Annotated in this window: 27 protein-coding genes and 2 pseudogenes; 15 read left to right on the top strand and 14 right to left on the bottom strand. The window is 64.0% G+C overall.

Going from position 1 to position 17,890, the window contains the following annotated elements; all coding sequences use genetic code 11:
* Positions 1-465 precede the first annotated feature (465 nt).
* The 5 genes from KBZ22_RS05090 to brnA all read left to right on the top strand — a co-directional run bounded on the left by KBZ22_RS05090 (position 466) and on the right by brnA (position 3,070).
* Entirely contained in the window at positions 466-909 is a 444-nt protein-coding gene (locus tag KBZ22_RS05090; protein ID WP_255021275.1) for an SLOG family protein, read from the top strand.
* A 52-nt stretch (positions 910-961) separates the two neighbouring features.
* A complete protein-coding gene (locus KBZ22_RS05085; RefSeq protein ID WP_254997414.1) occupies positions 962-1,591 on the top strand; it encodes a siphovirus Gp157 family protein in 630 nt (209 codons plus the stop codon).
* Positions 1,592-1,682: 91 nt separating this feature from the next.
* Positions 1,683-2,438 (top strand): RAD52 family DNA repair protein, encoded by a 756-nt coding sequence (locus KBZ22_RS05080; RefSeq protein WP_254997415.1) that lies wholly within the window; start codon positions 1,683-1,685, stop codon positions 2,436-2,438.
* Between the two features lie 127 nt (positions 2,439-2,565).
* Complete coding sequence (locus tag KBZ22_RS05075) at positions 2,566-2,829, top strand: BrnT family toxin (protein ID WP_254961981.1); 264 nt, start codon at positions 2,566-2,568, stop codon at positions 2,827-2,829.
* Positions 2,816-3,070: a type II toxin-antitoxin system BrnA family antitoxin gene (gene brnA / locus KBZ22_RS05070; RefSeq protein WP_254997416.1), complete on the top strand. Its 255-nt coding sequence runs from the start codon at positions 2,816-2,818 to the stop codon at positions 3,068-3,070. Before KBZ22_RS05075 ends, brnA begins: the two co-directional genes overlap by 14 nt.
* A 160-nt stretch (positions 3,071-3,230) precedes the next feature.
* Here brnA and KBZ22_RS05065 read toward each other — a convergent pair whose 3' ends face one another.
* Both KBZ22_RS05065 and KBZ22_RS05060 read right to left on the bottom strand, forming a co-directional pair.
* Positions 3,231-3,443: a type II toxin-antitoxin system HicA family toxin gene (locus tag KBZ22_RS05065; RefSeq protein ID WP_254997417.1), complete on the bottom strand. Its 213-nt coding sequence runs from the start codon at positions 3,441-3,443 to the stop codon at positions 3,231-3,233.
* The gene (locus KBZ22_RS05060) at positions 3,444-3,641 is read right to left on the bottom strand and encodes a type II toxin-antitoxin system HicB family antitoxin (protein ID WP_254931688.1); all 198 of its coding nucleotides are present in this window, start codon (positions 3,639-3,641) and stop codon (positions 3,444-3,446) included.
* 337 nt (positions 3,642-3,978) lie between these two features.
* Here KBZ22_RS05060 and KBZ22_RS05055 point away from each other — a divergent pair, with 337 nt between their 5' ends.
* Positions 3,979-4,263: a galactose oxidase gene (locus KBZ22_RS05055; RefSeq protein WP_254997418.1), complete on the top strand. Its 285-nt coding sequence runs from the start codon at positions 3,979-3,981 to the stop codon at positions 4,261-4,263.
* A pseudogene (locus KBZ22_RS05050) lies at positions 4,220-4,423 on the top strand (hypothetical protein); the annotation flags it as partial. The gene KBZ22_RS05055 and the pseudogene KBZ22_RS05050, both read left to right, overlap by 44 nt.
* Here the strand turns inward: KBZ22_RS05050 and KBZ22_RS05045 are convergent.
* Complete coding sequence (locus KBZ22_RS05045; RefSeq protein WP_254997617.1) at positions 4,363-4,722, bottom strand: hypothetical protein; 360 nt, start codon at positions 4,720-4,722, stop codon at positions 4,363-4,365. The pseudogene KBZ22_RS05050 and the gene KBZ22_RS05045 sit on opposite strands and share 61 nt — an antisense overlap.
* A 71-nt stretch (positions 4,723-4,793) precedes the next feature.
* Here KBZ22_RS05045 and KBZ22_RS05040 point away from each other — a divergent pair, with 71 nt between their 5' ends.
* The gene (locus tag KBZ22_RS05040; protein WP_254997419.1) at positions 4,794-5,078 is read left to right on the top strand and encodes a galactose oxidase; all 285 of its coding nucleotides are present in this window, start codon (positions 4,794-4,796) and stop codon (positions 5,076-5,078) included.
* 174 nt (positions 5,079-5,252) lie between these two features.
* Here the strand turns inward: KBZ22_RS05040 and KBZ22_RS05035 are convergent, their stop codons facing one another.
* From KBZ22_RS05035 to KBZ22_RS05020, 4 genes are read right to left on the bottom strand one after another with little or no spacing between them, the layout of a single operon-like run.
* Entirely contained in the window at positions 5,253-6,341 is a 1,089-nt protein-coding gene (locus KBZ22_RS05035; RefSeq protein ID WP_254997420.1) for a DMT family transporter, read from the bottom strand.
* 29 nt (positions 6,342-6,370) lie between these two features.
* On the bottom strand, positions 6,371-7,000 hold the full coding sequence (locus KBZ22_RS05030) for a class I SAM-dependent methyltransferase (RefSeq protein ID WP_254997422.1): 630 nt from the start codon (positions 6,998-7,000) through the stop codon (positions 6,371-6,373).
* A gap of 29 nt (positions 7,001-7,029) precedes the next feature.
* Positions 7,030-8,400, bottom strand: coding sequence for an Nramp family divalent metal transporter (locus KBZ22_RS05025; RefSeq protein WP_254997424.1), 1,371 nt, complete (start codon positions 8,398-8,400; stop codon positions 7,030-7,032).
* Between the two features lie 41 nt (positions 8,401-8,441).
* Positions 8,442-9,365 carry a vitamin K epoxide reductase family protein gene (locus tag KBZ22_RS05020; protein WP_254997426.1) on the bottom strand — a complete coding sequence of 308 codons (924 nt, stop codon included), beginning with the start codon at positions 9,363-9,365 and terminating at the stop codon, positions 8,442-8,444.
* Between the two features lie 121 nt (positions 9,366-9,486).
* On the opposite strand from KBZ22_RS05020, the gene cadR reads away from it, so the two are divergent.
* On the top strand, positions 9,487-9,903 hold the full coding sequence (gene cadR, locus KBZ22_RS05015) for a Cd(II)/Pb(II)-responsive transcriptional regulator (protein ID WP_255017173.1): 417 nt from the start codon (positions 9,487-9,489) through the stop codon (positions 9,901-9,903).
* A 16-nt stretch (positions 9,904-9,919) separates the two neighbouring features.
* On the opposite strand, the gene KBZ22_RS05010 is transcribed toward cadR, so the two are convergent.
* Positions 9,920-12,127 carry a cation-translocating P-type ATPase gene (locus KBZ22_RS05010; RefSeq protein WP_255021274.1) on the bottom strand — a complete coding sequence of 736 codons (2,208 nt, stop codon included), beginning with the start codon at positions 12,125-12,127 and terminating at the stop codon, positions 9,920-9,922.
* 87 nt (positions 12,128-12,214) lie between these two features.
* Positions 12,215-12,625, bottom strand: coding sequence for a hypothetical protein (locus KBZ22_RS05005; protein ID WP_255021273.1), 411 nt, complete (start codon positions 12,623-12,625; stop codon positions 12,215-12,217).
* A 416-nt stretch (positions 12,626-13,041) separates the two neighbouring features.
* On the opposite strand from KBZ22_RS05005, the gene KBZ22_RS05000 reads away from it, so the two are divergent.
* On the top strand, positions 13,042-13,371 hold the full coding sequence (locus KBZ22_RS05000) for a galactose oxidase (protein WP_255021272.1): 330 nt from the start codon (positions 13,042-13,044) through the stop codon (positions 13,369-13,371).
* 62 nt (positions 13,372-13,433) lie between these two features.
* Here the strand turns inward: KBZ22_RS05000 and KBZ22_RS04995 are convergent, their stop codons facing one another.
* Complete coding sequence (locus KBZ22_RS04995; RefSeq protein ID WP_255021271.1) at positions 13,434-13,655, bottom strand: hypothetical protein; 222 nt, start codon at positions 13,653-13,655, stop codon at positions 13,434-13,436.
* Positions 13,656-13,658: 3 nt separating this feature from the next.
* On the opposite strand from KBZ22_RS04995, the pseudogene KBZ22_RS04990 reads away from it, so the two are divergent.
* Positions 13,659-14,378: pseudogene (locus KBZ22_RS04990) on the top strand (DUF305 domain-containing protein).
* Here KBZ22_RS04990 and KBZ22_RS04985 read toward each other — a convergent pair.
* Positions 14,367-14,768, bottom strand: a complete 402-nt coding sequence (locus KBZ22_RS04985; protein WP_255021270.1) for a MerR family transcriptional regulator — start codon at positions 14,766-14,768, stop codon at positions 14,367-14,369. The pseudogene KBZ22_RS04990 and the gene KBZ22_RS04985 overlap by 12 nt on opposite strands.
* Before the next feature lie 88 nt (positions 14,769-14,856).
* On the opposite strand from KBZ22_RS04985, the gene KBZ22_RS04980 reads away from it, so the two are divergent.
* From KBZ22_RS04980 to KBZ22_RS04965, 4 genes are read left to right on the top strand one after another with little or no spacing between them, the layout of a single operon-like run.
* The gene (locus KBZ22_RS04980; protein WP_254931979.1) at positions 14,857-15,528 is read left to right on the top strand and encodes a DUF305 domain-containing protein; all 672 of its coding nucleotides are present in this window, start codon (positions 14,857-14,859) and stop codon (positions 15,526-15,528) included.
* Positions 15,529-15,574: 46 nt separating this feature from the next.
* Positions 15,575-15,799 carry a DUF3721 domain-containing protein gene (locus KBZ22_RS04975; RefSeq protein WP_254997470.1) on the top strand — a complete coding sequence of 75 codons (225 nt, stop codon included), beginning with the start codon at positions 15,575-15,577 and terminating at the stop codon, positions 15,797-15,799.
* Between the two features lie 59 nt (positions 15,800-15,858).
* Positions 15,859-16,071, top strand: coding sequence for a DUF3721 domain-containing protein (locus KBZ22_RS04970; RefSeq protein WP_255017574.1), 213 nt, complete (start codon positions 15,859-15,861; stop codon positions 16,069-16,071).
* Complete coding sequence (locus KBZ22_RS04965) at positions 16,031-16,369, top strand: hypothetical protein (RefSeq protein WP_255021269.1); 339 nt, start codon at positions 16,031-16,033, stop codon at positions 16,367-16,369. The genes KBZ22_RS04970 and KBZ22_RS04965 overlap by 41 nt, the downstream gene beginning before the upstream one ends.
* A 272-nt stretch (positions 16,370-16,641) precedes the next feature.
* On the opposite strand, the gene KBZ22_RS04960 is transcribed toward KBZ22_RS04965, so the two are convergent.
* The 3 genes from KBZ22_RS04960 to KBZ22_RS04950 form a co-directional block, all read right to left on the bottom strand.
* Positions 16,642-16,854 (bottom strand): hypothetical protein, encoded by a 213-nt coding sequence (locus KBZ22_RS04960; RefSeq protein WP_254997475.1) that lies wholly within the window; start codon positions 16,852-16,854, stop codon positions 16,642-16,644.
* A 143-nt stretch (positions 16,855-16,997) separates the two neighbouring features.
* On the bottom strand, positions 16,998-17,597 hold the full coding sequence (locus tag KBZ22_RS04955) for a DUF4236 domain-containing protein (RefSeq protein WP_255021268.1): 600 nt from the start codon (positions 17,595-17,597) through the stop codon (positions 16,998-17,000).
* Positions 17,546-17,884, bottom strand: coding sequence for a hypothetical protein (locus tag KBZ22_RS04950; protein WP_255021267.1), 339 nt, complete (start codon positions 17,882-17,884; stop codon positions 17,546-17,548). Before KBZ22_RS04950 ends, KBZ22_RS04955 begins: the two co-directional genes overlap by 52 nt.
* Positions 17,885-17,890: the final 6 nt, after the last annotated feature.

Genomic DNA, 17,890 nt, shown 5'->3' with positions numbered 1-17,890 from the left:
GTGGCTGACGTCAGACAGCCGCCGCCGCCCGCGGATGCTCTGTGCTGGGGTAATAGGGCCCGGCATCTCTCCCGCGGCTGCGGTGGCTTAGCGGCCAGCTGCCGGTGGCTGGCTGGAGTGGGGGCCCGGCTTTGCTCGCGCGGCTGCGCGGGCACTGGTCAATTTTGATCGGATCTGGTGGCCTTAGTTCTTAGTAAGCCGAGGCTGCTGGGCATGGGCTTTCCCTGTGCAGATCAGTTGCACTGCAGTGGTTCTACCGGTTTATAAGTGCAGTTGTACTGCTAGAATAAGGGCTGCGCCAAAGGCCCCTAGTCCATCGCCTGCGGTAATCCAATTCCCTGATCTCGCCAGCACTGCCGCTCTTTTATTTGCGGTATGTTGCCCCGATTAGTTGTCACCTCTGGCAGCTGATTTATGGATCTTTGTATTCCTTGTGGGCCCGCAATAGCCCCGTCCCATTCGCTTGTGATCGCTGCCGGGGGCGGTCGTGATCTGGCATGGTCCCATCAGCGGATCGCCGCTGAGCTTCTGGCCCGCACTCGCGGCCGGCCGGTGCATCTGCTGCTTCACGGCGGCGCCCGCGGCGCTGATGCCGCCATCGGCCGGGCTGCCCAGCAGCTGGGTTGGTCAGCCCTGGTTTTGCCAGCTCAATGGCAGCTCCACGGCCGGGCCGCTGGGCCAATCCGTAATCGGGAGCTACTCGAGCAGGCCATTGCCCGGGCCGAGGCCCACAGCTCTCCTGGCTATCAGGCCTCGGTGCTGGTAGTGGCCTTCCCGGGCGGCACCGGCACCGCCTCGCTGGTGCAGCAAGCCAGGCGCATGGCCTCGCGCTCTCCGGTGCCGATCTCCGTGGCTGAGGTCCGTGCATTGGCCGGGCCGCTGGCTATCCCCGCCGCCGCCCACTCCTGAAGCCTTCTGCGCCTGCTGGCGCTCTCCGTCCCATTCATCCCCTCTCACCGTCATGGCCGTACTCACCCCCATTCCCGCCGCTGTCAGCGCTGTTTCAGCGGAAGCCCCCTCGGCATCAGGCCCAGCCTGCTCCCTCCAGCGCTCCGGTTCCCTGTGGCAGCTGGGCAGCGAGGCCCAGGAGCTCACCACCGCTATCTCCCAGCTAGCCGAGCAACTGGAAACCGAAGACCCCGAGCAGCGGGCCCTGGCCCTCGCCGAGCTGGAGGCCGCCCTGCTGGCAGAAGAGGGCAATAAGCAGGCCCTCGCCGCCAAAGCCGATGCCACCTGCTGGGTGATCGAGCATCTGCGCGGTCAGGCCACCTACCGCAGCCAGCAGGCCAAGCGGCTCGCCGATCTGGCCCGGAGTGATGCCGGCCGGGCCGATGCGCTGGAGGAATCGCTGATCTTTGTCCTCACCCAGCTGCAGCCGGCCGCTACGCGTTTCTCCTTCCCCGATCACGAGCTCACCTCCCGCAAGTCCCAGGCCGTGGTGATCGACGACGAGCTGGCCCTCGATGCCGAGTGGCTCACCTTCTCCACCACAAGCAAGCCGGACAAAAACGCCATCAAGGAGGCCCTCAAGGCCGGCCAACAGATCGCTGGGGCCCAGCTCCTCTCCCGCCGCTCCTGGCGCATCCACTGAGGGGGGGCAGAGCCCCCCCGCGACATGGGCCGCTGCAGTGGCGGGCCCATACCCCTTCCACCCAAATCACCTCTCACATCGCAGCATTCCCATGCCCACCGCTGTCTTCTCCACCGAGCAGATCGCTGCCCTTTCAGCTCCTCTCGATCGCGCCAAGGTCCAAACCCGCAGCCAGGCCGGCCGCTCCCTGGCATACCTGGAGGGGTGGCAAGCGATTGCCGAGGCCAACCGCATCTTTGGCTTTGACGGCTGGCAGCGCGAAACCATCGCCGTGCAGTGCGTCGCCGAACGCGAGCGCACCCTGGGCAGCAGCAACCGAGCCGGCTGGGGTGTCACCTACACCGCCCGCGTTCGCATCCGCGTCGGGGAGGTGATCCGAGAAGGCAGCGGCGCCGGCCACGGCATCGACGCCGACCTGGGCCAGGCCCATGAGTCCGCCATCAAGGAAGCCGAGACCGATGCGATGAAAAGAGCGCTGATGACCTTTGGTAATCCCTTTGGTCTGGCGCTCTACGACAAGCAGCAACGTGAGGTCACCAGCTCTGCAGCACCTACGCCGGTGCCAAGCGCTAACCCCAGCAGCAGGCCAGCAGAAGTGGCGCCCAGGCGCGAGTCCAAATCGACTGCTCAGCGAAAGTTAGATCCAAGCCTTGACCCGCTCGATCCAGGCACAATCCAGCAGATCCTCGCCACCGTTCGGGGATTGCCCCGCCCTGCTCTGGAGGGGTTTACCAAGGCCTTCCGCAAGCGGTTCCAGGTGCCGGGGGAGGCTGCTTCTATTGCCGATCGGATCTGCCAGCGGCGGCACCATGACTGGATCGAGACTTTTCTGGTGTCGCACCGATAGGTGCGCTCTGCAAATCAGCACCGATAGGTGCGCTCAGCAGAGCAGCACCAGCAGCTGGCCACCTGAATTGGAAGCAGCAGAAGCGACGCACGTCTTCTGCGCCAAAAAGGTATAGATTTTGAACTCTATGGACTTTGAGTTCGACCCGCTCAAGAGCAAGGCCAACCAGGCGAAGCACGGCATCGACTTCGTCGATGCCCAGGCTCTGTGGAACGATCCCGACCTGCTGGAAATCCCAGCCCGCACCACAGATGAGCCGCGGTTTCTCGTCATTGCTCAGATCCATGGCAAGCACTGGTCAGCTGTGATCACCCATCGCAGCCAGGCCATCCGTCTCATTTCTGTCCGTCGCTCCCGCCTGGAAGAGGTCCAGCTCTATGAACAGTTCTGAATTCGATCGTCGCTTCGACGCTGGTGACGCCGTGCTCGGCGCACTTGATCTCGACGCCGCTACGCGGCCCCGCCTGCAGCAGAAGCGCGTCAATGTGGATTTTCCCCTCTGGATGGTCGAGCAGCTCGATCGTGAGGCCACCCGTCTTGGCGTGACACGGCAGTCGATCATCAAAGTCTGGCTCGCTGAGCGACTGGAGCACCGCACTGAATCAAATCTGGGCACAGCCGCCGTCCGCTGAAGGGCCTCATCACCTATCGCCGATCGGATCTGCCAGCGCCGCCATCACGAATGGATTGAGGCGTTTCTTGTTTCGCACCGATAGGTGCGCCCTGCAGAACCACACCAAGCGGTTGCTTGATGCCGGTGTCCTCTCCTGGTCGAGATAGGGCTGCCTACCTTCAGAGCAGCTCGCGGAACTGCTGGGGAGTTAAGCCGGCATCACGGGCAATGGCCCCCATGGTGATGGCGTTGATCGGGTCATGGCGAGGGATCACCAGCCGTCGTTCTCCATTGCTCAAAATCAAGTGGCCGGACTCCCGCACAATGCGGTAGCCCAGCTTCTGGAACACACGAACCGCATCCTTTTGGCTGATGCCGGGCAAGCGAGGCATTCAGATCGCCAGCTCAAGCGTCTCCACCTGCTTGATACCGGCTTCTTCTGCCTCCACTTCAAGCCAAAGACCGATGGCCTCACGGATGCTGGCAAGAGCTTCTTCCCTGGTCTCGCCCTGGGAGTGGCAGCCAGGCAGATCCAGGCAACTCACCGACCAGCCCTCCTCTGTCTCCAGTAAACGGATCCTGTACGACACCGCCGGTTCCTCGTTATTCCTTGAACCTAGCCAGATCCAGCCTCAGCGCTGCAGAAGCCAGCGCATAAGCGACAGACCAATGATCAGCCCGATGCCGGTGTTCCAGAGCCAGGAAGGGCGCTCGGCCAACCGCTGCAACCAGGCCGGCAGCTAATCACGCCACTGCTCCATCGCCAGCACCGCCAGCAGCAGCAGGACCAGGGGGATGCCGATGGCCAGAACAAGTTCGCGGACCAACGGCACCTCTCCTCTGTCCAAACGGTATCCAGCACCGAGGCCCGCGTCACCCAAGCCCCTTCAACTGTGCTAGTACAAGCGTACGTATTGGCCGTGATTTATGGGTGCCCCTCTCCCCCGACCCGCAGCACTGAATACCCGGCTCGATCTCCCGATCGAGGAGTGGCCCTACCTCGATGAGGCGGTGCTGCTCAAGACCCGCAGCCGCAAGGTCTGCATGACCTGCCACTGGTTTCGGCACCACGCCGGGGTGAATTGCATCCCGGTGCTCACCTGCCAACTGCAACAGGGGCTGATCGCCCACGGCGAGCACCTCACCAGCCGCTGCCAGGGTTGGACTGATGACCTGGTGCGCCAGAAGGGCTGGGCGCCGGAGGTGGCCTGAGCCGCCCATGCACGTCGGTGATCGGCAGCGACCCCCTCTCTCACCCCTGGAAGGCTGGCTCAGCGATGGCTGCCAGGTGCTCCATTTCCAGCCGCGGCGCTACGACAGCTGGAGCCAGAGCTTGGAGGTGACTTTCGGGGAGGTCATGACCGGCGGGGAGCCGCCGCTGCTCAAGAAGCGCAGGGAACTGACGAGGGAACAGGCGATCAAGCTATGGGCACTGAACAGCTCGGGCAAATACTCCCGCAGGGAATTGGAGCTTTGGCCGAGCAGGTCGATGCCCTGCTCCTCCATCACTGTGATGGCTTCTTCTGCCAGACCACCAGCACCATCAAGACCTGCGCTGAAAACTTCGAGACCGGAGGACTCGCGGGCCTCCAGCAGGCCATGGGCCATCTGTGATCGCCGGGAGTTTTGCCGGCAAACAAAGATCACTCTGTGGATGGCGGTGGAGCCCATAGCCGCATTGTCGCCTTGGCGCAGCCCACCGCCAACCGTGCTAGTACAAGCGTACGCATTGGCCATGATTCATGGGTGCTCCTCTCCCCCGGCCCGCAGCACTGAATGCCCGGCTCGATACCCCGATCGAGGAGTGGCCCTACCTCGACGAGGCCGTCCTGCTCAAGACCCGCAGTCGCAAGGTCTGCATGACATGCCACTGGTTCAGACACCACGTAGGGGTGAACTGCATCCCGGTGCTCACCTGTCAGCTGCACCAGGGGCTGATCGCCCATGGCGAGCACCTCACCAGCCGCTGCCAGGGGTGGACTGACGACATGGCTCGCCAGCGGAGCTGTGCGCCGGAAGGGGTCTGACAGCTGCTGCAAGCCGGCGGCCGCCGCACTCCCCCAAAGAGGACTGGCTGAGCTAAGGCAGCCAGGTGCTTCGCTTTCGCCCGACCGGCTGGGATCGTACCGGCCAGCGGCTGGAGCTGATCAGCCCAGATCTGGCCATTGATCTGGATCTGTGGCGTACGCAGAGCGGACAGGTCAGTGCTGATGGCGGTGGTGAACGTCGCTGACGTGGGGGTGCTCGTGGGCCAGCGGGTCATGGCGGTGGCGATGGCTGTGCCAGAAGGGCTGGCCAGGCTCGAGGTCCGCGAGATCCTCCGGACGGTGGGAATGAAGGTGGTGCGCGTCGCCGTCTACAGGGGCGTGGAAGTGACGGTGCTGGTGATCGAGTTCGGCATGGCGATGCCAGTGGCCATGGCTGGATCGCAGCAGCAAGCCTGTGCTGAGCGCCATGGCGGCCGCCGCCAGCAGCAGCGATGGACTGAGCGGTGAACCCAGCAGAGCCACCGCCACTAGAGCGCCAAGGAAGGGAGCGGTGGAGAAGACCACGGCTTCCCTGGCGGCGCCAAGGGAGGCCAGGGCCACCATGTCGAGCCAGATCGACACGCCATAGCCGAGGCTGCCGATGCCGAGCAGGGCGGCACTCATCCAGACGAACGGAACCGGGTGCCCCTGCAGCTGGGCCACGGCCAGCATCGGCAGGGCCGCCCCGAGGGCCTTGGCGGCGGAGATCTGCAGGGGGTTGCGCAGGCTGAGCCGCTGGGAGAGGTTGTTGTCGATGCCCCAGCACAGGCATGCCAGGGCGATCCACAGCACGCCCTGCCATTGGCTGCCGTCCAGCGGACCCGCCGAGAGCACCAGGGCTCCGGTGAGCGTCAGGGCGGCCGCCGCCCAGCCGTCACGGCCGAGATGCTCCTTTCCGACCCCAACGGCGATCAGCACCGTGAACACCGCCTCCAGGTTGAGGAGCAGCGCCGAGGCCCCCGGGGTGAGCAGCGCCAGGCCCTTGACCAGGGCGATCGGTCCGGCGATGCCGCCCAGCAGGGTGATCAGCCCCAACAGGGGGAGATCCTGCCGCTGGATCGGAGCGTGACGGCTGGTCGGGGCCTCGGCCACTGCCAGGGGCAACAGCACCAATGCCGCACCGGCGTACAGCAGACCCGCCACGAGCACGGGGGAGGGCCCGTGGCTCAAGCTGCCGATCAGCGGAGCGCTGGAGCCGAACAGGGCGGCAGCAAGCAGGCCCGCCAACCAGCCGCGGCGCTGTTCTCGCGTCTGGGAGGTCATCAGGATCACCACAGCAACCGGACAGGCTCCTATGCAAACGATGGGGAAGTCCGTTGGAACCGACAGGACAGAAAGTGTTGCTCCGCGCCGCCTGGTGTGCGATGGCGCAACCACCCATGATCGAGCAAACGGAATGCTGTCCCCAAAGTTTCCTGGAGCCTCTCAGGGCTGTACCGCACCACAGGCAAGCCACTGCAAGTGGCGGGGCCATCTTCTGCAAAGGTTGCCAGGAGCACAGTGCCACCAGGCTTGAGCGCCCGCAGCACGGCCCGGACATAGGCCTGCTGATCGACGGGGCTGGTGAGGAAATGAAACACCGCCCGGTCATGCCAGACGTCATAGGCATGGTCGGGCAGGGTGGCCGTGAGGATGTCGGCCTCCAGCCACTGCACCGCAGCGGCGCGTGCGCCAAGCCGCTCTCTGGTCACGGCCAGTGCTGCGCTGGAAAGGTCCAGAACCGTGATCCGTTGATAGCCAAGGTTCAGGAGGTCATCCACAAGCGTGGAGGCACCCCCGCCCACATCGATGATCGCCGCATCCAGTGGTAGGCCGGCAGCCTGAAGCAGCCGGAGTGAGTCATCGGCATGGGCTTGATACCAGCTCAACGACTCAGGGGCCTTGGATGCGTAGATCGACTCCCAGTGGTTTTTGCTCGTCATGGGTCCACGCAGAGGCGGCTGTCAACAGTTCAGCCGCCCCGCAGCACCGCGCTGAGCAAGGAGAGGTTGATCATCACAATCACGCTGGCGCACAGCCAGCCTGCTGCCTGAAGCCAGAGCGGCGCTCTGAGCTCGCCCATCAGACCGCGCCGCCCGCAGAACCACACCAGCGGGATCACCGCGAAGGGCAACTGCAGCGACAGCACCACCTGGCTCAGCACCAGCAGATTCGTGGTGGCCCGCTCGCCGAACAGGATCACCGTGGCCATCGCCGGGATCAGGGCCAGGCCTCGGGTGAGCAGCCGCCGTTTCCAGTCCGGCAGCCGGATCTGCAGGAACCCCTCCATCACGATCTGGCCGGCCATGGTGGCGGTGAGGGTGGAGCTCTGGCCCGCCGCCAGCAGGGCCACGCCGAACAGCACGCTGGCGAGCGACGTGCCCAGCATCGGCGTCAGCAACCGGTAGGCCTCGCTGAGGTCCGTGACCGGCTGCGGTAGCCGTCCGTAGAAGCTGCCGGCGGCCAGCACCAAGATTGAGACATTGATCAGAAAGGCCAGGCTGAGGGCGATCAGGGTGTCCCAGGTGCTGAAAGCCAGGGCCCTGCGCTGAGCCCTCACCCCGCCGATCCACCGCCGGGTTTGCACCAGCGAGGAGTGCAGATAGAGGTTGTGGGGCATCACCGTGGCCCCGAGAATGCCGGCGGCCAGAAACAGCTGCTGCCCGTCCCTGAGGCTGGCGGCCTGGGGAAGAAAGCCCTGGCCCACCTGGCCCCAGTTGGGCTGCAGCAGGAACATCTCCACCGCGAAGCAACCCCCGACCAGGGCGACCAGGGCGATCACAAGGGCCTCCAGTCGGCGGATCCCGAAGCGCTGCAGCGCCAGCAGCAACAGGGTGTCGGCGGCGGTCAGGCCCACCCCCCAGGGCAAGGGAAGACCGAAAAGCAGCTGCAGGGCAATGGCGCTACCCACCAGCTCGGCCAGGTCACAGGCAATGATCGCCACCTCGGCCAGCAGCCACAGGGGAATCCGGCAGAACCGCGGTAGGAGCTGGCTGCAGGCCTGGGCCAGATCCATTCGCGTGGCGATGCCCAGCCGGCAGCAGAGTGACTGGAGCACCATCGCCATCAGGCTGGATAGCCCGATCACCCACAGCAGGCGGTACCCGAACTGGGAACCGGCCGCCAGATCCGTGGCCCAGTTGCCGGGATCCATGTAACCCACGGCCACCAGATAGCCGGGGCCGAGCACCCGCAGAAAGGTGCGCAGGGTGCCCAGGCCGGCGGGTACCTCCACGGCCTGCGTGTCGATGCGAGAGGCGGTGCCGATCGGTGCATCAGGCATGAAGCGACGCCAGCGGAGCTGGAGGCTAAGGCGAGGGTGGCTGCGATCCTGCTGGGGCATGGCTGGCTTGACCCCGCCCTGGGGAAGGGATCACGGCCTGCTCAGAAGTCACGCGGACCGGTGTAGCCACTGAGATCAGCGAGGGTGTTCAGTGGCTTGACGCCCGAATCCACGACGCCCTTGATCTGCCAGCTGGGATAGCCCTGAACCCCCTGCTGCTTGCACAGCTGCGCCTGGCTGTTGGCGCCGTCTTCGGCGCATTCGATCACCTGGAGCTTGGCGGCAGCCTCCTTGCCGAAGGCCTCCTTCTGGTCATGGCAGTGGGGGCACCAGTACGCCGTGAACACCCGGGCGCCGACGCTGCTCAGATGCTCCGCCAGGGCAATCTTGGCCGGCGAACTGGCGCTGATGACAGCTGGAGCCGCCCGTCCGCTTTGAGCGACAGGCTGGTCCGCCGATGCTGCCCAGCCCAGCCCCAGCAGACCAACAAGGAGGACTGTCATCACTCCGCGAAAGATCAGTTGGCTGCGGTCGATCCAGCCACCTCCAACAAGACTCAACAGGAACAGCGCCAGGCTGAGGGCGGCCGACACCACACAGAAGGTGCAGAAGGCCTTGATCTCGAAGACCAGGAGCCCCATCAGCACCAGGCTGAAGACGGCCATGCCGCTGCTGGTGAAGAACAGAGCCCAGCGATTGCCCTCCGAGGCAGGGGCCCGCAGACCTCCTCGCAGCAACGGCATCAGGGCCAGCAGGAGCACCGTGCCGTAGGCCAGGAACCCAAAGAGTGAAAGTGGCTGGCCCAGCAGCGTGCCCCAGGCGCTGCCGAGCACCTTGTCGCAGCCATCGCTACCGCCCGGACAGGACAGGCTGCCGATCCAACCCCAGCGCTTGGCGGTGATCGAGCCGGTATCGATCATGCCGATCGTGGCGAGCACGGCCATGGTGAGGCGCACCCAGGGCCGGCCTGGCTCCTGGCCGACCCGACGGCTGGAGAGAGGCTTGGTTCGCGTAGCGCTGCTCACAGGGGGAGAGAACGGCTGAGATACGGCCATTGAAAAGCCTGAAGTGGCTTCAGGGTCAAGGGCCTAGCGTTGCGCCAGGGAGGCTTGTCCGCCCGACTTGCCAACCCAAGGGGATGAATCCATGCAGATCGGCGAGTTGGCACGGTCCACCGGGGTGAAGATCGAAACCATCCGCTATTACGAACGCGAGCACTTGCTGCCGCTGCCACAGCGCACGGATGGCAACTATCGCCTCTATTCGCCGCGGCATGCGGAGCAGTTGCGCTTCATCCGCTACTGCCGCAGCCTTGACATGAGCCTGGAGGAGGTCCGCGTCCTGATCGGGGCGCTCGACACACCGTCCGGAAGCTGTCTGACGGTGAATGCCCTGCTGGACGAGAAGATCGCCGAGGTCGATGCCCGCGTGGATGAATTGCACAAACTCCAGGATCAGCTGCGGCAGCTCAGAGGGCTTTGTCAGCAACCGGATGAGGTGAAGACCTGTGGCATCCTTATGGAGTTGAACCGTTCGGCTGGAATCGACAAGGCTCAGATCTGATCGTTTCCTGCCAGGCTCAGCCCTTGATCTTGCCAAGCGTGGGGGTGCGGAGCAGGCGAAGTCCATTGGCGATCACGATCAGGCTGGTGCCCATGTCTGCGAAGACCGCCATCCACATCGTGGCATTCCCGGCCACGGTGAGCACCAGAAAAATGGCCTTGATTCCCAGCGCCAGCGCAATGTTCTGGCGCAGAATGCGGAAGGTGCGGCGAGAGAGGGCGATCGTTTCCGGTATGCGCATCAGATCGTCGTTCATGATCACCACATCGGCGGCTTCGATAGCGATGTGGGTGCCTGCGGCCCCCATCGCAAAGCCGATGTCCGCCTGGGCCAGTGCTGGCGCATCGTTGATGCCATCGCCAGCCATGGCCGTGAATCCATAGCGGGCCTGCAGATCGGCCACCGCTTCCAGCTTGTCCTGGGGCAGCAGGTTGCTCTTCACCTCATCGATGCCGGCCATGGCCGCAATCGCAACGGCGGTGGCTGCGTTGTCACCGGTGAGCATCACCGGCGTGACGCCCAGGGCCCGCAGGGACTCCATGGCCGCTGCTGAGTTGGGCCGAACGGTGTCGGCGACTGCGATCATGGCAAGCACGCCGCTTTGATCCGCCAGCAGGCTGAGCGAGCGCCCCTGGCGCTCGTGCACCTGCATCGAAGCTTCCAGTGCGCTGGAGCAGAGCCCCAGCTCTTCGATCCAGCGGTGGTTGGCCAGCATCAACGGCCGCCCTGCGATCACTCCACGCACCCCGCGCCCCGGCAGTGCTTCGAAACCCTCCACAGCCAGCCGCTCGCCATTAAGGCCTGCAGCTATCGCCCGCGACACCGGGTGGTCGGAGCGCTCCGCCAGGCTGCTGGTCAGCTGTTTGAGGATGCCAACGTCTGACGCTTCTTGCTGAGAGGAAAAGACCACCAACTTGGGCTGGCCCAGGGTGATCGTGCCGGTCTTGTCGAGGGCCAACACCTTGATCTTGCGAGCCTCCTCGATGTAAAGGCCACCTTTGATGATGATGCCGCGACGGGCGGCTGTGGCCAGGCCGCTCACCACCGTGACTGGGGTGGCGATCACCAGCGCGCAGGGGCAGGCGATCACCAGCAGCACCAGGGCCTTGTAGGTCGCCTGTAGTGGGGTGAAGCCCAGCAAGGGTGGCGCCAGCAAGGCAACGGCCAGGGCCACCACGAACACCGCCGGGGTGTAGCGGGCCGCAAAGCGATCCACGAAGCGCTGGATTGGGGCGCGGGAGGCCTGGGCTTCCTCCACGGCCTGGATGATGCGCGCCAGGGTGCTGAGCGAGGCGGGCGCCGTTACCTGGATCTCGAGGGCTCCGCCCTGGTTGATCGTGCCCGCAAACACCGCATCGCCTGGGCCTTTGTCGACCGGCAAGCTTTCGCCGGTGATCGGGGCTTGATCGATCGCGCTCACGCCGGAAAGCACAGTGCCATCAAGCGGCAGTCGCTCGCCAGGACGGACCCTCACCACATCTCCGATGGCAGCAGCACGGGCGGCCAAGCGTTGCCAGCGGCCGTCGCTTTGGCGGATCTCCGCCTCATCGGGGGCCATCGCCATCAGGCTCGTGATCGCCTGGCGGGCCCGCTCCACCGCCCGCGCTTCGATCGCCTCTGCCACGGCATAGAGCGCCATCACCATGGCGGCTTCTGGGAAGCGGCCGATCAGGAAGGCGCCCGTGACAGCCACGCTCATCAGCGCATTGATGTTGAGCCGGCCCTGGCGCAGGGACGCGAGGCCCTTTCGAAACACGGAGAAGCCCGCCAGGGCGATCGCGGCGATGGCGATCCCGATCTCCACCAACTCATGCCCCGGGTAGACGGGAACGACCAGATGCAGCAGCTCCGCCGTGAGCGCCAGCGCCAGGGAGCCCGCTAGGCGTAGACGTTCGCGGCGCCGTTCAGCGCGGGTTTGGGCGGCGGATGGCCGCTGATCGGGGCTGATCGGCTCCGGGTTGAATCCCAGCCGGCGGATTGCAGCAAGGGCGGAGTTGAGCGCGGCCGCTTCGGCATCGATCGCCAGAACGCGCTCGGCCAGCAGGAACCTCAGGCCGCGGATGCCGTCGACACCTGCGAGGGCATGGCGGATTTCGCCTTCCTCGGTGGCGCAATCCATCGCGCTGATCCGAAACAGCGCTTCATTGGCACTAGCCGGCTGCGGCTCCGTGGTGGCTCGGGCCTTCTGCTCGCTGGTTCCGCTGTCGCAGCAAGGTTCCGCCATGGTCTTGTCATCCAGACCCCATCAAACAGCCTGTAGTCACTTCAGGGTCAAGGGTCTGGGCGGCGCCTGGTGCCCGCCGGGTGTTGATCAACGCAGCTGGGGGCACTCCCGATCCCGCAACGGCTGCATCAGCCCATCGGCTTGCCGGGCCAGCTTGGCTCCAGCCGCCGTATAGAACCTGAACTGCTGGCGGTTGATGTAGAGAACCCGCTGGCTGCGCAGCAGCTGTTCTTCCGTCTTGTGGCGGCACTCGATCAGGGCCTGGTAGTCAATGGTCAGCTCGTTGCGACCGTTGGCATTGGCCCCATCGGCCTGCTGGCTGAGGACCGGGCAGATTCGTTCACGGATGGTTCGAACCAGGGCGATTTCGGCCTTCATTGCCTGCTCGGCCAGGGCATTGCGTTGATCCAGCAGGTTCCGACACGCCTCCAATTCAGCCGCCATCGCCGGAGCTACCAGCCAGCAGCAGGCCAGCGAGAAGGTCAGGACGTGGCGCATGAACGGATCAGTTCGTTGCCTGCGCCTGTGGCTGCAATAGCCGTGATCCTTCTGAAACTGCGGCATCAGTGCATCATCCTGGGGCTGAGTGCCTCACAGGGACCCTCAGCTGCCCTGGCCATCGATCTGCAGCCCGCCGCCGTCAGCCCAGGACCTGAGTGTTGGAGTGGTGGCAGTTGTGAACGATGCGCCCCGGGAAATCCTGGAAGGTCACGCGACAGTGTCAGGCGACAGCAAAAACTGGCCTCCCTCTGCGAGCCACCACAGACCAGGGCCAGCGCGTAACCCATGCAGTACTCACCTCTGGAGCCGTGCTCCCGGGACGCGGCGCTGTGCGGCCTCCCAAATCTGGCGCCCTGGCACTGGCGGATGTGGCGCCAGTGCTGGCCAGAACCAGACCACATCTGCAAGTCCAAATGCACCCCATTGCTGATGTCGCCGCCGTGGCTGTCTCCCAGCCCCGCTCCCATGGCACCCGGCGGCCGGGGCCAGTCTTCGGAGAAAACAATGGCGTCTACGAGGAGTGGCCCTACCTTGATGAGGCGGTGCTGCTCAAGACCCGCAGCCGCAAGGTCTGCATGACCTGCCACTGGTTTAGGCATCACGCCGGGGTGAACTGCATCCCAGTGCTCACCCGCCAGCTGCACCAGGGGCTGATCGCCCATGGCGAGCATCTCACCAGCCGCTGCCAGGGGTGGACCGATGACATGACCCGGCAGCAGGGCTGGGCGCTGGAGGTGGCCTGAGCAGCTCCTGATGCAAGTCGGAGACAAGAATCGCCCGCCCCTCTCCCCTCGGGAGGGTCGGATCAGCGATGGCCGCCAAGTGCTCCACTTCCGTCCCAGCCGCTGGGACCGCGAGTCAGCAGCTGGAGGTCACGGTGGGGGAGCTTCTTCTTATTTAGGGATTGGTCAGTTGGAAGGTCAGCTTCCTGGATCGAGTACCGCAGCGGAAAGGTGATGAGGGGAATCGCTTCGATCCGTTCAGCCATGCCCATGGTGGAGATGGACATCTTGAGCACGGTGATCAACGGATGGCCAACATCGATCAACGCCGAACCAATTTCAAACGCCCAGCCCTTCTGGCGGTGACTGCTTTAGGCGCCTTCACGCTGACGCTGTCGGGGTGCATGTCCCAGGGCTGGGGCGGTTGGGGGATGCATGGGTATGGCAACGGGGGCGCTGCCGGAATGCCTGGCTACGGCAGCGGCGCGGCTGGTCCGGGCCAGATAGGGATGGGCTATTCCGATCAGCAATTCATCGTGATGATGATCCCCCACCATGACGGGGCAATCGCCATGGCCGATCTCGCCCTTACCCGCGCCCAGCGACCCGAAGTATAGGAACTAGCAAAGAGCATCAAGGCCAGTCAGACCCGCGAGAACGCCCAGATGCGGACCTGGTACCGGCAGTGGTACGGAACTGACGTGCCTGCCTGGGGCATCGGGGCCGTGCACGGGATGGGGATGAGCCCTGGCATGGGCATGGGCGGTGGGATGGGTATGGGCTTGGGCATGCCCGGGATGGGCACCAGCTTGGAAGCCCTCAAGAGTGCGCCCGACTTCGATCGCACCTTCATCGAGCAGATGATTCCGCACCACCGCATGGGCGTGATGATGGCTTCTCACGCCGAGGGGAACACCCAACACCCGCAGCTGCGCGAGTTGAAGGCGGCGATGGTGCGGGTACAGAGCCAGGAGATCGAGCAAATGGCCCAGTGGTACCGGCAGTGGTTCGGTGGCTCAGGCAGCTGAGCCCTTGCGGCCGCCGCAGTCCTGCCAGCGGCTGAGCAGATCTTCGAGTTCGCTTTGCAGGTCGCGCAAGGCGGCGATCTTATGAACGATCTCACCTGCCTTGGTGCGGATCGTGTCCTGAAGTGTCGTGCAGGTGCACACCCCCGAGCGCCGCGACTCCAGGATCTGGAGTACGTCCTGCAGCGGGATGTCCATCGCTTTGAGGGTGCGGATCAGGGCCAGCTCCGCAAACACCTCATCGCCAAACAACCGGTAGCCTCCCTCACTACGGCTGATGGGATGGATCAGCTCTTCATCGCAGTAGAAGCGAATCGTCTTCACGGTGAGGCCGGAACGCCGAGCCACCTCACCGATCTTCATGGGGGCAGCCATCACCACTTGACTCTCCACCTACAGGAGGCTGCATCGTATAGATACGTCATCGCCAAGGCCCGCAATGCGATCGCCTCTTCTTGCCGCTGCGGCACTGGTTGCCCTTATGGCTCCAGTGGCCCAGGCGCAGATGGATCCCCATCAGCACCACCGGATGATGGCCCCGGCGCCATCGACTGGGGCGGCTCCGGTCGCAGCACCGATGGATCACAGCGCCCACAATCACGATGTAGGCCCGGCCGGCAGCACCTACGACCTGCGCTGGCTCGATGGCATGGTCCAGCACCACACCGGTGCCCTGCGGATGAGTGAGTTCGTCTTTGACATCGGTGTGCCGGGTGTGGGAGCACTCGGCAAGGACATTTGGCGCGATCAGGCCGAGGAGATCAAGGCCATGGGGCAATGGCGCAAGGCCTGGTACCCAGAGGCCCCGGTGTATCCGGTTGTGCTCAAGACAGGCGGGGATCCCAATGCCATGGCGGATCTCACTCGCATGAGCCCAGCTCAGATTCAGGCCATGCAGATGATGGCTTCAACGCCCACGCGCGAAAACAGGGTGACCTGGTTTCTGGAGGGGATGCTCCAGCACCACGGCGGCGCGCTGATAATGGCCCACGATGCGCTCAAGAAATCAACCAATCCCACCATTCTCCGCCTATCCCGCAACATCATCGTGGCCCAGCGTCGCGAGATCATTCAGCTGCGCAAGATGCTCCAGCACGATGGACTCAACAAGCCGGAGTATCACGCCTACGACAAGCTGTTTTCACTGAACTAAGGCATTTATCCGTAACCACCTGCTCTGTAATCTTCATTTCAAATCCATGAAACCAACGTTCTCTGCACTCGGCCTAATCGCACCTCTGGCCATCTTTGCGCTGGGCTTCGGTGCGGCCCATGCCCAGGCCAATGACATGTTCCCCACCAAGGCTGCCGCCGAGAAGCGGGCCAAGGAACTCAAGTGTTCAGGCGCCTTTGCTATGGGCAGTGAATGGATGCCCTGCAAGGATTTCGACGTCTATGAAAAAGCTGTAAAGAAGGAGTCGTAATGGGACGACTGTTTCTTTCGTCGACCATGACAGCAATGCGGAGTCAGATCGCATCAGCCATGGGGAGCCTCGTGATGATCGGTGCTTTAGCAACCACGCCACTGCTTGTGGCCTCTGCCCAGGCCCACATGCGCGGCATGTATGCCACCAAGGCCGATGCTGAAAAGCGTGCGGCTGAGCTGAAGTGCAAGGGCACTTTCGCGATGGGCGCGATGTGGATGCCCTGTGCCAATGAGCGCGCACTTCATGATGCTCTCCAGAAGGCGCAGTGATCACGTTTTCATGATGAAGCATCTCAACCGTCGCTCCCGCAAGCTGCACCGCCTGGTGGTGCCCATTGCCGCTATTCCCTTGGCTCTGACATCGATGTCTGGAGCCATCTATGGAACCGTGCTCGCGATGAACATTGATGCACCTTGGCTGTTGCGACTGCACACCGGCAACTTCGGGTTCATCAATCTGCAGCCCATCTATTCACCATTGATCGGGGTGATGACACTGGTTCTGGTTGCCTCGGGGATCTCCTTGTTGGTTGGAAGTCGCAGAACCCCCAACTCGATTCAAAACTGAAAGAGCTGCTGCGCTTCCAGTCGCAAAGCGCTGATCGCACCACACTGCTACGCGCGACGTCTGCACCATGCACACCCACATGGCACTTGATGCCATGGCCAAGGATCTGATCTGCGGCATGGTCGAGCCCACGGCAACAGCGCTATCGGCTCAGCGAGCAGAGCGCAGCTACTACTTCTGCGGTGAGGCTTGCCGGAAGGCCACAGCACGATCAACATCGGCTTTCACAAGAGGCAATGGGTCTTCATGAAGGGGGCTTCATGGCAACCGCGTCACTCCAGATCTATGCGCTCAGCGACCTCGAGCGCCCGCGCCTGCGCCGTGGCGCCATCCAGGCTTTCACACACATAGCTGCACACGCCATCCCAGCTCAACCCGGTGGCAACGATCACCTTGGGGACCCGATCGTGATCCCAGATCAGCGAGCCCCAGCTGCCATCACCCAGCAGGTTTTCGCGCATCAAGCGCAAGATCTCCTGCACCATCGCCGCAAACCCCCCATCCAGCCCTATAAGGGAGTAGATCAGGCTATGGCCGTACAGGCGCAGCCAGTCCTGATCCTCGGGGCTCTAGCGCACAGCCTCTGCAAAATCCCGCACCAGTTGCGGCATCGCGTCTGGATCGAGGCTCATCCCAGCATCTGCCGAACGGCGCTGAACCGCAGAGCCTCCTGCACCGATTCAATGCAGCGCTGGGCGCGGCGCTTGGCGTCGTCCTGGCTCTGGGCTCGCAGCAGGTAGCCCTCCATCGCTTCCGGGGTTTCGATCAACGCCAGCAGGCCAGCGGTTCGTGCAGATAAAGAGCCATCAGCAACAAGACGGCTCACCAGGCCGTGCTCCCAGAGCTGCTCCCCAGTGGATCCAGGAGCAAACAGCTCCTGTCGAAGCACTTCCAACAACTGCTGCTTAAAGGCATCGAGCTGCCCTGGCCTTAGCCGGCGGCTGTTGGGCAGGCCCGCCGCAACGCCAGCCGGGAGCACAGCGAAGCGATCAGGCGTGTGCTCAACGCTCCAGCTCAGACCGGTGCCCGGCAGCCCCACGGTTGACCGGGGGCAACCGCTGCGGTTCACCGGGATGTTGAAGGAAGCGCCCCGCCCGCCAACGGAGATGGAGCTCAATCCACCCTTGCTGAAGTTGAAGCGCAGTGGGCCTAGGCGGGCGGAGCGGCGGATGGCAATCAGCGGCTCTTGACGCAGTAACCACCTGATGAATACCAACCCAGCGGGCATCCTTTGCCGCTTTTCTGGATCGCTTCCCGCTCGTTATTTGGGCTGCTGAGGCAATAGTTGCCAGAGGAATAAAAACCCAGCGGACAGCCAGCACCACTTTTCTCAATGGCGCCACGGGAGTTACCACCAGAGCTCGGCACGCAGTAACCGCCAGAGCTGTAGTAGCCAAGCGGGCAGCCTCCCACCTTGGGCAGGGGTTGCACCGGCTGCTGAGCCAGGACTGAGCTACAGACACCGGCCAGTAGGGAGGCTGACGCCGCCAATGAAAGAAACAGGGATTTGGCCATGGTGAG

The sequence above is a fragment of the Cyanobium sp. L1E-Cus genome (assembly GCF_024345755.1).
GTDB classification, from domain to species: Bacteria; Cyanobacteriota; Cyanobacteriia; order PCC-6307; family Cyanobiaceae; genus Cyanobium_A; species Cyanobium_A usitatum.
This window is presented reverse-complemented; position numbering and strand designations above follow the sequence as displayed.